The organism is Iodobacter violaceini, from assembly GCF_011601265.1.
GTDB classification, from domain to species: Bacteria; Pseudomonadota; Gammaproteobacteria; order Burkholderiales; family Chitinibacteraceae; genus Iodobacter; species Iodobacter violaceini.
In genome coordinates this window covers 163376-176550 of record NZ_JAAOLX010000004.1, presented here as the reverse complement: position 1 = coordinate 176550, position 13175 = coordinate 163376, and the positions used below count along the sequence as shown (strand labels likewise).

General features: G+C 45.8%; 10 protein-coding genes and 2 pseudogenes. 8 read left to right on the top strand and 4 right to left on the bottom strand.

What is annotated here, in order from left to right:
* Positions 1-161 precede the first annotated feature (161 nt).
* Both guaA and HA050_RS09155 read left to right on the top strand, forming a co-directional pair.
* Positions 162-1739, top strand: a complete 1578-nt coding sequence (guaA, locus tag HA050_RS09160; protein WP_166824927.1) for a glutamine-hydrolyzing GMP synthase — start codon at positions 162-164, stop codon at positions 1737-1739.
* Between the two features lie 306 nt (positions 1740-2045).
* On the top strand, positions 2046-2951 hold the full coding sequence (locus HA050_RS09155) for a tyrosine-type recombinase/integrase (RefSeq protein WP_439898218.1): 906 nt from the start codon (positions 2046-2048) through the stop codon (positions 2949-2951).
* A gap of 15 nt (positions 2952-2966) precedes the next feature.
* Here HA050_RS09155 and HA050_RS09150 read toward each other — a convergent pair.
* From HA050_RS09150 to HA050_RS09140, 3 genes and pseudogenes are all read right to left on the bottom strand, one after another.
* A pseudogene (locus HA050_RS09150) lies at positions 2967-3456 on the bottom strand (IS3 family transposase); the annotation flags it as partial.
* A 68-nt stretch (positions 3457-3524) separates the two neighbouring features.
* A complete protein-coding gene (gene ltrA / locus HA050_RS09145) occupies positions 3525-5057 on the bottom strand; it encodes a group II intron reverse transcriptase/maturase (protein WP_205836374.1) in 1533 nt (510 codons plus the stop codon).
* A 663-nt stretch (positions 5058-5720) separates the two neighbouring features.
* Positions 5721-6406, bottom strand: a pseudogene (locus HA050_RS09140) (IS3 family transposase); the annotation flags it as partial.
* Positions 6407-6929: 523 nt separating this feature from the next.
* Here HA050_RS09140 and HA050_RS09135 point away from each other — a divergent pair.
* From HA050_RS09135 to HA050_RS21945, 6 genes are all read left to right on the top strand, one after another.
* The gene (locus tag HA050_RS09135; RefSeq protein WP_166824925.1) at positions 6930-7625 is read left to right on the top strand and encodes a caspase family protein; all 696 of its coding nucleotides are present in this window, start codon (positions 6930-6932) and stop codon (positions 7623-7625) included.
* Positions 7583-8434, top strand: coding sequence for a hypothetical protein (locus HA050_RS09130; protein ID WP_166824924.1), 852 nt, complete (start codon positions 7583-7585; stop codon positions 8432-8434). The genes HA050_RS09135 and HA050_RS09130 overlap by 43 nt, the downstream gene beginning before the upstream one ends.
* A gap of 256 nt (positions 8435-8690) precedes the next feature.
* Entirely contained in the window at positions 8691-9302 is a 612-nt protein-coding gene (locus HA050_RS09125) for a hypothetical protein (RefSeq protein WP_166824922.1), read from the top strand.
* 15 nt (positions 9303-9317) lie between these two features.
* Positions 9318-9941 (top strand): YkgJ family cysteine cluster protein, encoded by a 624-nt coding sequence (locus HA050_RS09120; RefSeq protein ID WP_166824920.1) that lies wholly within the window; start codon positions 9318-9320, stop codon positions 9939-9941.
* Between the two features lie 205 nt (positions 9942-10146).
* Positions 10147-10779, top strand: a complete 633-nt coding sequence (locus HA050_RS09115) for a hypothetical protein (protein WP_166824918.1) — start codon at positions 10147-10149, stop codon at positions 10777-10779.
* Positions 10746-10994, top strand: coding sequence for a hypothetical protein (locus tag HA050_RS21945; RefSeq protein ID WP_205836373.1), 249 nt, complete (start codon positions 10746-10748; stop codon positions 10992-10994). Before HA050_RS09115 ends, HA050_RS21945 begins: the two co-directional genes overlap by 34 nt.
* Positions 10995-11466: 472 nt before the next feature.
* Here the strand turns inward: HA050_RS21945 and HA050_RS09110 are convergent, their stop codons facing one another.
* Complete coding sequence (locus tag HA050_RS09110; protein WP_166824916.1) at positions 11467-13152, bottom strand: hypothetical protein; 1686 nt, start codon at positions 13150-13152, stop codon at positions 11467-11469.
* Positions 13153-13175: the final 23 nt, after the last annotated feature.

Here is a 13175-nt window from a genome sequence, read left to right as displayed (position 1 = left end):
GTCATTTTGTGTGCTTGCTTTGTTAGAAAGAACAGCGGCTGCAAGCGCTGAGATAAGGCAAATCTGCACGTATGGCCGCTGTTTGCTGAATACGTGCTGGCCCGAAGGGGCATAGCAAGGTAAAATTCGGCGATTATTTAAACATCAAAGATTTTGACAGCATGGATAAAATTCTGATTTTGGACTTTGGCTCGCAAGTAACTCAGCTGATTGCCCGCCGTGTTCGCGAAGCGCATGTGTATTCTGAGCTGCATTCTTTTGATGTATCGATCGATTTTATTCGTGAATTTAATCCGACCGGTATTATCCTTTCCGGCGGCCCTAATTCAGTTTACGAGAGCGATTACCAGGCTGATCCAAAACTATTTGAGCTGGGCATCCCTGTATTGGGTATCTGCTACGGCATGCAATGGATGGCCGAATCGCTGGGCGGCAAGGTAGAAGCAGGCACCGTTCGTGAATTTGGCTTTGCTGAAATCCGCTCGCAAGAAAACAGCAAATTATTCGGTGGCCTTGAAGATCGTAAAAACAGTGCTGGCGAAAGCGTGCTGGAAGTCTGGATGAGCCACGGTGACAAAGTCACCGCGCTGCCAGCCGGCTTCTCCGTGATTGCCAGCAACGAAGCCTGCCCGATTGCTGCCATCAGTGATGAAGCACGTGGCTTCTACGCCGTGCAATTCCACCCTGAAGTCACGCACACCCTGAAAGGGCGTGAAATGATCAACCGCTTTGTGCTCGATATTTGCGGCGCAAAGCCAAGCTGGACCATGCCTAACTACATCGACGTAGCCGTGGCAAAAATCCGCGAACAGGTTGGCACAGACGAAGTGATTCTGGGCCTATCCGGCGGCGTGGATTCATCCGTAGCCGCTGCCCTGATCCACCGCGCCATTGGCAGCCAACTGACTTGTGTGTTTGTAGACAACGGCTTGTTGCGCCTGAACGAAGGCAAACAAGTGATGGCTACTTTTGCCGAGCACCTTGGCGTAAAAGTGATCCACGTGGATGCCTCCGCTCAGTTTATGGGCCACCTGGCTGGCGTAACCGACCCTGAAGCCAAGCGCAAAATCATTGGCCGCGAATTCGTAGAAGTATTCCAGGCCGAATCTGCCAAACTGCCAAGCGCAAAATGGCTGGCCCAGGGCACCATCTACCCGGATGTGATCGAATCTGCTGGCGCAAAAACCGGCAAAGCGCACACCATTAAGAGCCACCACAATGTGGGCGGCCTGCCAGAAACCATGAAGCTCTCCTTGCTGGAGCCGCTGCGTGAATTATTTAAAGACGAAGTGCGCGAACTAGGTGTAGCGCTTGGCCTGGCCCCGGAGCTGGTCTACCGCCACCCATTCCCAGGCCCAGGCCTTGGCGTGCGTATCCTTGGCGAAGTAAAACAAGAATACGCAGACCTGCTGCGCTTTGCCGATGCTATCTTTATTGAAGAACTGCGCGCTGCGGTAGACGCCAAAACCGGCAAAAACTGGTACGAACTTACCAGCCAGGCTTTTGTGGTCTTCCTGCCAGTGAAATCCGTCGGCGTAATGGGCGACGGCCGCACCTACGACTACGTGGTAGCGCTGCGCGCCGTAGTCACCTCCGACTTCATGACCGCCAAATGGGCTGAATTGCCTTACGATTTGCTGGGCAAAGTATCCAACCGCATCATCAACGAAGTGAAAGGCATTAATCGCGTTGTTTATGATGTGAGCGGAAAACCACCTGCTACGATTGAGTGGGAATGATCCTACGTCTGGTAACGTCCGGCACTAAGTAGCAGCAAACACCTCTCAAGCCCGCATTCCAGCGGGCTTTTTTACGTTTTGGCTTGGCATTGACTGGCAATATTTAGCATCACCAAGCATTAGTTTTTCATGGCACGGCTAATGGTATTCTTTTTTTCAAGGCCATGATCCGCTGCCAGTACCATGCAATGTTTTTTTGTCGCACATGGTATCAAAAACGCTGAAACCCTTTTTTTACAAGGCATTCAGCGCATAAAAAGCAGGCTTTTTGATCATGGTATTTTCAACCTTAAATTGAATGAAACCATGCTCACTGATACCAAGATTCGCAGCCTCAAGCCACAAGACAAAATCTACAAGGTCAACGACCGTGACGGCCTGTATGTGGCCGTTACCCCAGCTGGATCGATTTCGTTCCGCTACAACTATTCAATTAACGGCAGGCAAGAAACCATCACCTTCGGGCGCTATGGCGTGGGCGGCATCAAATTGGCAGAAGCCCGCGAGCAGTTGGGCGAGGCGAAGAAACTGGTTGCTGCCGGGAAGTCACCAGCCAAAGAAAAAGCACGGAGCAAAGCCCGCGTTAAAGACGCCGAGACATTCGGTGCATGGGCAGAAAAATGGTTGCGCGGCTACCAGATGGCCGATTCCACCCGCGATATGCGCCGGGCAGTGTATGAGCGTGAGCTAAAGCCGAAGTTTGGCAATCAGAAACTGGCAGAAATTACGCATGAGGATTTGCGGGCGCTGACTGATTCTATTGTTGAGCGTGGCGCACCAGCCACGGCTGTACATGTGCGTGAGGTCGTCATGCAAGTTTTTCGATGGGCGATTGAGCGCGGCCAGAAGGTAGAAAATCCGGCTGATTTGGTGCGGCCAAGTGCAATTGCGACATTTGAGCCACGCGACCGGGCATTATCACCCGACGAAATCGGCTTGATGTATCAATACATCGAGCGCATCGGCACTACGCCATCAATCAGAGCTGCGGCCAAGCTGCTGTTGCTAACTATGGCACGCAAAAGCGAACTGACGAATGCAACGTGGAGCGAGGTTAATTTCAGCGAGGCGCTTTGGACGATACCCAAGGAGCGAATGAAACGGCGCAATCCGCATCTGGTGTTTCTGCCCCGGCAGGCATTGGATATTTTCATTGCCCTGAAAACATTCGCGGGTGGCTCAGACTACATCTTGCCGTCTAGGTATGACTGAATCGCCCCGGGTTTTCTAGACACTTCCGAGCCGTTCGAAATACTGCTTTTCATACTCTACTGGTGATAATCCATTATTGAAACTATGGCGTCGCCTGGGGTTGTAAAACATTTCGATATAATTGAACACATCTCGACGCGCATCTTCTCGGTTACAGTAGGTTTGTCGTTTGATTCGTTCCCGCTTCAATAACTGAAAGAAACTTTCAGCGACCGCATTGTCATGGCAATTGCCACGCCGACTCATGCTCGGCTTTAGATTGTGCGCACGCAGTAAGTCTTGCCAATCATAGCTACTAAATTGGCTGCCTTGGTCCGAATGCACTAAGACCTCTTGCTTGGGTTGACGCCGCCAAACTGCCATTCAATAATGCTTTAATCGCCAATTCACGGTCCATCCGTGCACCCATCGACCAGCCTATAACTTGTCTTGAGAACAAATCCAATACTGCGGCCAGATAAAGCCAACCTTCATGCGTGCGAAGTAGAGTAAGAGACGGGGCGTAGTCGTACTATTTCCCCGTCTCTCCTCTCCGAACCGGACTTGCACCTCTCAATGCATCCGGCTCTCCATCTAAGTGCTGCTCATAGCAAAGGCAATCTCACCATACCTAGATTCAATGGTGCTGATCGGCTCATCGTGCAAGATGAATGGATTTTCCGTTAGGGTTCGCCATTTAAACCGACTCTTCCGGCTTGTAATCAACCGTCGGAGTGTAAGGACACCATACCAGCCATGACTGTTTTGCCCTTCAATCAACCAAGTTTTAGCGACGCCGTTCGCTGGCGATTTAACATGATCTCGCATGAGAGATCTAAAGCCGCGTCGGTATTTACGCGCCAGCCAATAGCCAAACTTCCAGAAGATGGCGCGATCTAACTTGCTAAATAAAGTGGCAGTAAAGTCGGTGTATTGGTAGAAGTTTGCCCACCCCGTGAGTTGCCGATTCAGGCTTGCCAGCATATCCATTCGATTCTTGCTGTAATTACTCGACAGTTGCTTGACCAATTTCTCGGCAAAGCGCCGATATTTATCCCACGGAATTGTACTCACCACCCGCATTTGACCACGCGAGCCACGTTTACGGATAATTCGATGCCCCAGAAACACAAAGCCATCGTTAACATGCGTAATGTGGGTTTTCTCAAGGTTCAGCGTCAATTTAAGCTGTTCTTCAAGAAATGCTCGGCAGTCTGCACGCACAGTCTCAGCTTGTGCTTTGCTGCCTTTAACAATCACAACAAAATCATCAGCATATCGGCAGTAAGATATGGCTGGTTTCCACTGCCGCTGCTCCCGAATTGCAATGGGGCGCTGATTTTGTATGCCAAAGTTCCAAGCCCAACGATCTTTACGTACTTTCTTATTGAGGTATTTAGCCTCCATCCAAGCATCAAATTCATGCAGCATGATGTTTGATAACAAAGGTGAAATAACCCCGCCTTGCGGTACGCCTTCGCTAGCCGCACGAAATAGACCGCGATCAACACATCCCGCTTTGATGAATTTCCATAACAAAGCCAGTAAACGCGGGTCTGCGATACGTTTTCGTATTGCTTTGAGCAGTAATCGATGGTGAACGGTATCGAAGTAACTGGCCAGATCGCCTTCAATAATCCAGCGTCCAGCCGTGCTTTGTTCTCCTCCGTCCTGCAGCTGTAATTTCACCGTGCGAATGGCGTGATGTACGCTACGCGCTTTTCTGAATCCATATGAGGCGGTATGGAAATCACTTTCCCATATCGGCTCCATCACCATCAAAATGGCACGCTGTACAATCCGATCACGCAAGCAAGGGATGCCCAAAGGCCTCATCTTGCCATTACTTTTTGGGATGTAAACACGACGAGCGGCTTGTGGTTGAAACGTACCAGCAAGCAGCTCGACGCGTAAGGTTTCAAGTTCATGCTGGAGATGATTTTCCATATAAACCCGAGTGACACCATCAATTCCCGGCGTCTTTGCTCCGCTTGACGCCAGCGTGATGCGGGCGCCTTCACGCAGCCAGACCGGTTCGGCAATGAGCCTCAGCAGACGATCGAACTTGCGCTCTTTATCCTTTGAAGACCATATTGCCAGCTTGCTTTGCATTTCACTGATTATCAAAGGTCTTCACCTTATTGTGGCCAGTTAATCGACCCAGCAAACCACTTAAACTGCCTCCCTTCGCCATGTGACTGGTTTTCCCAGTCTCGGACTACTACGGAGGCTCCGCCAACTTGCACATCATCGGGGCACACTCCCTTGCCATTTGTGCAAGCCTTCCCCAGTTCACATGCTGGACTCAACGCATGGGCGAGGTTGCCTATCGCAGTCTTTATCCTTGCTTTCCGCAAGTCGATTTAGATGCCATGGTCTAGCTACACACTCCCCATGACGCCATGCAGACCAGCTTACATTTCTGGCTGCAATTGCAGCTTCAGTGCATACGTGTCACTGATACCAATCCAAATCCGGCCTATTAAACGGTGTAGGCCGTGGTGACATTTCAACCCTCAGATGCGGTTTAATAGGTTTGTGTTCCTCAACCGTCCCATGCTCAGCCTAGAGGTTCATCTTGACGTAACCGTTTCGCCGCAAACCCCGTTTCCCACGGACTTCGTCACCCTGCCAGTGTCAGCAGGTCACCGCCGCTTCGGCTCACTTCCCCTTGTAGCAGAAGAAGGGCATTCCCCAGCTCAACATCAACGACTTACTGGGATACTGCATTCCAAACATGCTCAAGCAGCATCGCCCCAATCAATGCGGGCGACGTTGGCTGGGCGTACTATAGGTAATGTCCGTTACCCAAACCTGATTGGGAGTATCGACATTAAATTGCCGGGCCAAATGGTTCGGTGCGGTCACTGTGGGCTTGCCACCATAAAAACCACGTCGACGACGATAGCCTGTTTGTGAACGAAGGCCTGCCAGGCGCATTAAGCGCGCAACGCGATGCTTACCACATTGTTCGCCCCTATCACGCAAGTCATCGTTAATCTTGCGATAGCCATAGACGCCACCGCTTTCTTGCCAAGCTTCAGTGATAATGCCAGTCAAGCGCTGATCATCAATCGTGCGCAATGAGTGAGGTTGCTGCAGCCATGCATAGTAGCCGCTCGGATGGACTTGCATCATCTGGCAGAGCCGTCGAACCGAATATAGTGCTTGATGGTCACGAATGAAGGCGTACCTTACCCGGATAGCTTGGCAAAGTACGCGGCGGCCTTTTTTAGGATGTCGCGCTCCTCAGTCACCCGCCGTAGTTCAGCTTTAAGTTGCCGAATTTCATCCTGCTGAGCAGTGGTTTGCGCTTGTTCTGACAAAGGCGCGGTGTAGCGCTTAATCCAGCAGTAGATACTATGCCCAGAAACCCCAAGTCGTTCAGCGACTTCTGCGACAGGATAGTTGCGTTCTGTCACTTGCTTGACGGCTTCGATTTTGAATTCTTCGGTGTAGCGATTGGATTTACTCATAAGACCTCCTAATAACCTCATTTTGAGGCTCTTTAGGTGTCTAGGAAACCCGGGGCGATTCATAATACTTTTTCGTACGCATCTCCGTAGGCCCAAGAGTGACTGATAAATAGGTTATATGTAGCCACAGAACGTATCTCCTTAAGGTGTATTTTTGATATATTGTGCCTGTTTGATGAAATTAAAGATCTTGTTTGTACGATGGTTCTGGTAAGTAGCCTGCTGAATTTGCTTACGCCTACTGGCGTTGATGCCGCGTCAGTCCCTTGGGCTTTCACCGATGAGTTATCTCATTAAGCAAGTTTGTTGAGTCATCCTGGCAATAATCTAGGAAGGCAGGGTCTACTTAAAAAAACCAACCTACTTAGCCAAAAATATATGCATGACAACTTCCTATAATTTTATCGTTGTTGTCTTACTGTTATGAAATTGCGCATGATTTTTGCTGTTTAATTTTCATTCTGACAGTATTTTTATATACGTTATTTATATTTGCAGCATAAAGAATACCTTGGAGAATAAAATGCATAAAAAGGCACTTTTAATTGGAAATTCTCGCGGCCTATCCGGAGTTAAGATAGATATCTTTAAAACATTAAATTTTTTGAAGAGTGATGTTGGCGGCTCTTGGAATGATAATGAAATAGTGGTGCTAAATAACCCTAGCAGAAATGTTCTGTTGAGAAAAACGGAGGAGCTTAGGGAAAATAATCTTGATTATTTTTTCTGCATGTTTAGTGGGCATGGTGCTTTTGAGCGTAACACAATTCTTGAAATCAACGAAAAAGAGGAGTGTATAACTGAAGATAATTTGCATGGTATTAGCAGTAGGCAGCTTAATATATTTGATTGTTGCAGAGGCGTCTTATCAGGTATACCGGCACTAGAAGAGCGCTATATAGTTAAGGCTTCGACTGATAATGTACGACTCAGGTATGAAAGACGTATCATGCAAGCAAATCCTCAGGAGGTCAGACTGTACTCTTGCTCTATAGGTGAGTCATCATATGATACTGAAAACGGTGCAATTTATCTTGGAAATTTATTAAATTCGGCAAGTCAAATTGATGGAGAGTATAAGACAGTAAGTGCTGTACACAATGAAGCACGACTTAGCACCATTGCTGCTACTCGAAGTTATAAGGATGCACAAACACCAACGGCAGTGCTTGCAAAATGCTTATCCCAACAAGAACTAATTTTTTCTATAAAACCATGACAACTACTGAACCTGTGCAACCAGAGCTTAGCTCTCATTATTCTTTAAAAGAAGGGGATATTGATCTAGAGTTAAATAAAAGAATAGCAGAAGTTATACTTTGTACTGAAAATTTTATTGTTTATCTTGATGATGATAAATATATACAATGGAAAACAACAGATAGCCATAAGGCGTGTGAACATTTTGGTGAAGTATTAAATTTAGTTTCACTTCTTGAAGCCCGCTCTAGGTTTGTTGATAACTCTGAAATTCTACACAGCATTCGACGGCAAATAGCAGAAGGGCTTGCTAGATGTTTAGATGGTCAGAAGAAAGACTACTCAATGAACATTTTTCAAGAGGTGGAGAAGGAAATAAAGGCCAGAAATAAAGAGACATCGTGGAGATGGTATTTTAATACCGCTTATTGGATTACTTTAATTTGTGTTGTGCTGTTTGTTGGATTTTGGCTTAGTCGTGAAGCAATAATATCGATTGCTGGTCGCTATGCTTTTGAGATAATACTTGGCGTATTTTGTGGCGCAATTGGTGCCCTGTTGTCGGTTACTTCACGTGGAAATAAATTAACTCTTGATGCAAATGCGGGCAAAAGACTTCATGAAATGGAAGGTGTTTCTCGGATAGTTGCAGGATTAATTGGGGCTTTTTTTGTGGCACTTGGAATTAAAGGTGGAATCATTATGGGGGGAGTAAGTTTTTCAGGAAATCCGCTTTCTTTTTTGCTGGCTCTATGTTTGCTTGCGGGTGTTAGTGAAAGATTTGTTCCATCGCTAATAGCTAAGTTGGAGAAGTCAAGCTTGAAGTGATTTGAAATCGCGTGAGAGCGATAGGTCGAAAACCACGTAGGCGTAAAAGAGGAGATTTATTGGAAAGCTGATGTCTCCTAGTAGACTTATTTTGAAAAATAAAATTATAACGTGTTTTTTTGCGTAAATCTATTAACTTGAACTGAAATAAAAAAGGCAGAGAAGTATTAACCTGATTTGAACATAAAAACAGAATTTCATACATATACCGAGCGGAATATTTGTTAATTTTAATCCTATTTGCTGGAGGTGCTTCTTGGAAAGCAAACCAATTTGGTGGGAAAAAACAGTTGAATATAAATTTATCCTTGAAGTTGAGCGCAATTCAAGACTTGATTTTGCTGCACCATTAAGTGGAGTTCAAGAAAATGCTGGCGACGGTGTTTTTGGATACGATTCAAAAATAGTTCTAATCGAATTTAAGCGGTCTAAAAATGAGTTAGCCTCAGAACACAACAAATACACTAACTATGAGGATGCTGTAGAGGCGTTAAGCGGGAAAGATAATCATCACTTTCTTGTGTATGGATCTTGCAGCAAAAATAATGAACTATGTCTTCATGCACGTAATTATTTTTCGCAAAAAAAGGCCATGGATGTATTAGACATACTTAATCATGGATTGGGCCCTTCTGCGTTTAAGTCATATCTCTATGCTCTTTTAGCTCTAAAAAAAACCGACCAGCGTAGCAGTGGCACAGTTGGTCCAGAATCCGTTGCTTCAGCTGTAGGTGTGTCAACGAGAGGCGTCTCTTCAATTTCTTTGTCGGAATACTACCGCCTCGCGGCTCCTGAACTGTATCAGGAACTCACTCTGACGCAAAAAAATCGATCAAATAATTTTGATAGTTCAGTCCCCGGTTTGTAAAAGGAGTGGGTTCCGATGAATGATATTTATACTCGCATCCATGAGCGTAAACATACTCTTGCAGAGCGAATCCCTAAAGTTATGCGAGAGATCGAAGATGATTTCACTCACATACAACCCGCTATTGAAGGAAAATTGCAAAAGGTCTTATTAGAAAATGGTTCTCGGCGCAGCAAATTAATGAAGCTTCACCCTTTAATTTCACAGGTAAGGGAGATTTCAGAAAAACATGCGGCCTGTGCGAGAGGATGTAACTCCTGTTGTTTTCAGCGTGTAATGCTGTCGCAAATCGAAGCCGATGTTATTGGGCAAAAAATACATCGTCCTGCTAGAAAACTCGATGCTAGGTATCGACTCCCGTCTATTGATAGTTATGGGATGCATACTCCTTGCGTGTTTTTAATTGATGGCTTGTGTTCTATTTATGAAAATCGGCCATTTATGTGCAGGAACTATGTGAATCTCGACATAGATTCACTACTCTGTGGTGATGAAAATTGGGATTTACATCGATCGAATGATTTCCGATTTACGGGAATCCCAACTCTCGACGCTGGCCCTCTTTTAGTGGCATATCAAAAATTATCGGGGCTAGACGCTACTGGGGATATACGTGACTTTTTTCCTCTCTTGGAATAATTTGCACAGAGGGTGGAGAATTTTGTTTACGTGGATTTTGAATTCAAGCAAGGGCAAGGATAGGTAAGGGGGTAATCCCCCGTATTTAAACGAGGTTAGAAGTAGAGGTTTAAGCTGCTAATGCTAACTTCTGTTTGGGCGTTCCTAAAATTTGCATTCATGAATATTATAGTGAGCGGCCCTGGAAAATGGAGCACATAAGTAATTGATAAAAAATATCAAGAAAATAGATACTACATTGGATGGTGATGAGTTCAATAAGCAAATCTACCCCAATGACCGTGAAAACATGGGCTATAGCTGGATCTATCTCCTTGGAGAAAAGGGTAGGCCATGTAAAACAAAGATCGGTCTGACCACCAAGGAGAACCCGTTAAGCCGGTTCAAAGAGATGGCAACGGGAAACACCAAACTCTACTTCTATCTCGCATATCAACTTCCTGCTTGGTACGCATCGTCAATTGCACTTGAAGAGGGAACTTGGCACCAGTTCTTTGATAATCCTTCCTGCAAAACCATAAGCAAAACAAAGAAGGATAAGAGTGAGCAGGCCCTATTGATCAGAGATTTCTTTCAAAAACTCCCGGAATCTCAGCGCGCCAACTTTGATCGGGTTAAAAACTCCAGACGCCTGACAAGATGGGATGGCGGCAGCTCCGAGTGGTTCTCTGTCAAACCCAAAGATGCAGCAGCTGTCATCACTGACTACATTGGCGGAACGAAAGCACAAAGATATGTGAACTACGACCTCAATTGCAACAGGAACAAGGGCGATTACTACGATCTATCGATTGCCAAGAATGAATGCATTTTTACTACTACACAGAGGCCGCACTGAATGCCGAATTCGGCAACGACAAGACACCCCCCGAGCAAAGCAAGCAGCCGTCAAAACGCATTGAGCTTTGTGGCCTGCAGTTTAAACATTTGGAGTCTTTACCTACTATATCAGTAGCTTCCTTCGAAGAGGACGCGGAGATTGAGGCAAGTAGGCAATTACTGTTTAACTGGCTTGATGAGCTTGAGAAAGCAGAGTCGAATAATGATGAATAGTCCACCGCTCAACCATCCAATTAAGGCAAATTTTCCGCATTTCCTGAATTATCGATAGTCAAGACTGTTTTGGGACGAATCCTCTACTCGCCGCTCTGCCAAAGTACGACTGCTGTCAGTCAGGTCCGTGCATTCGGGCCTTGATGCGAGTTCACGTCGTTGGTGAAATTGTGAGACTGATGTCCATAGGGCGGTCGACGGTCCGTTAAGATGCTACTCTTGCTCTCGCGAGCTTCTTCTTGTCATGGTATTTTTCATGGCATTGGATAGCCGCTAATTTTCAACATGTTGTTGCATAAGAATATATTCTGCTTATAAATGACTGAGTGGGAATGAGGCTCGTTGCTTAGCTGCTATGGGATGTAATTGAATAAGCCCGCAAAATTGCGGGCTTATTTCATGGTATTTACTTAATATTTACTGGCTTATCTTTAGTCCAGTGAAATGCGTCAAGAAAATCAATCGCAAAAATTTAATTATCCTTTGGGGCAAGGGAAACTACTCGACCACTGTGTGAATCTATCCTCTCTAAGGATGTAGATAAAGAAAATTTGATATCCCGCATTCGAATCAAAAGTTCAGCTGCCTCCACGATAGAACGCTTCTGACCAACTCGATTATCCTCGGCAGGAAACTCGGGCCGCATGATGGCTAAATCCATCAAAGCTTTTCCCCAAGATTCGCTTTTTTGAAGATTCCCGATTCCATGTTTTGCAAACAAAGCCGACAGATCATTGTTGCTTTTGATGGTATCTGCTTCAGCGAATAGCTTTGTGCTATCCAAAGCCATATTAATTCCGTTTGGGCTATTTTTCTGATATTCCCTTATACCCGTTTCGATCAGTTCATTAGCTGAAAAATTCCCGCATTCAATATCAGGGTCAGAAATAAAGAAGCGCCCATGAAATCTTTCATCATCGGCAGCCTTGCGCAAAATGCGTAGATAGTCTTGAAGATCCCCATCAAGAAGTACAACGCTGAAAATGCCCAAATTCTTGTCGGCTTCTAGGGATTCTACGAAAGCAAGTCCCTTGCCACGCTTCTCGGCGACATGGCCGCTTAAATTGATTAACTGGATATGATCGAAGCTACCTACGGCATGCGATAGTGCTCCAAATTCCGTATTTCCTTCAACATAGCAGCGGACTTTTATACCAAAATCAAGGCCTAACTGTGCCATATAATCCCGCAAAACACGCTTTGGTGCATCGAAAACACGTTCACTTCCGTACAGCATTTTACGGGCGTTTGGAATCCACGTTCCTGGGCCAATTTCATCTTCTTCTGGCCAAGCCTCAGCAAATGCTTGCTCAGAGGATCGTCGGATGCTTTCGGCCATAGCGAGAAACAACATTGAGCAGCCAAGTTGGCCTTTAAGCCTTTCACGTTCCTGCCATTTCATCAGACGCAATAACACATGTACCGACCGGTTTTCGTCAAGATTTTCAGCGGCGAAAGCTAAATCTGATCGCATTTCCTGAAGAGCTGATTTGCCTATGGTCAGAAGCATGGCATGTAAAGAGTGTTCGAAGTTATCAGCTGCTGGTGTTCCAATGGGGGTTGGCTCAGCATCCCTGAACACAACGCGGTAGGTTATTTGCTCAGTAACCGCAGCTGTTTCTACAATTTGATTCCAGTAATCAAAACGATCAGCAAACTCGACAGATGATGTCCAATGTTGAGCGTGTTCTTGCAAACACTGAATGACATTGGTTATTCCTTGCTGATACCGCAGATATTGCATGTTTGAGATGCTAATTTTTAGCGTTCGCTTGATATGGTGAAGTACATAAACTCGAAAAGGATGGAAGGCCAGAGAGCCTTCCAGAGCACTATCTTTATGATCTTGGAGTAACGACCCATAGCCCTCCGGACGGTTTTCAGGGCGACGAAAGTCACAATAGATATATTTAAAGTCTTCATTGATACTTTCTTGGCAGCTTAGCCCTGAAAAATCTATTGGCTCGTCGCTCATCACTAGATCTGCACGAAGTAAACCAATTTTCCAAAGTCCGGTGATATCAGTAGCAGTAAACGAGCCTAACCCAAGATTCTTAGCCAATTTGGCAAGTTCTTCAGGGGTAAGTAAGCGCTGTCGCCAAAATGTAGAGCCAAGTACAACTTCTGCTCTTACGTTCTCAAGTGTAGATACAGTCATAAAGTCCCATCGTGGAAATAAAA

What these genes read in the sequence shown, in the direction of transcription:
- guaA (WP_166824927.1), top strand. Translation starts at nt 162, where the DNA reads ATGGATAAAATTCTGATTTTGGACTTTGGCTCGCAAGTAACTCAGCTG.
- HA050_RS09155 (WP_439898218.1), top strand. Translation starts at nt 2,046, where the DNA reads ATGCTCACTGATACCAAGATTCGCAGCCTCAAGCCACAAGACAAAATC.
- HA050_RS09135 (WP_166824925.1), top strand. Translation starts at nt 6,930, where the DNA reads ATGCATAAAAAGGCACTTTTAATTGGAAATTCTCGCGGCCTATCCGGA.
- HA050_RS09130 (WP_166824924.1), top strand. Translation starts at nt 7,583, where the DNA reads ATGCTTATCCCAACAAGAACTAATTTTTTCTATAAAACCATGACAACT.
- HA050_RS09120 (WP_166824920.1), top strand. Translation starts at nt 9,318, where the DNA reads ATGAATGATATTTATACTCGCATCCATGAGCGTAAACATACTCTTGCA.
- HA050_RS21945 (WP_205836373.1), top strand. Translation starts at nt 10,746, where the DNA reads ATGCATTTTTACTACTACACAGAGGCCGCACTGAATGCCGAATTCGGC.
- HA050_RS09110 (WP_166824916.1), bottom strand. Translation starts at nt 13,152, where the DNA reads ATGACTGTATCTACACTTGAGAACGTAAGAGCAGAAGTTGTACTTGGC.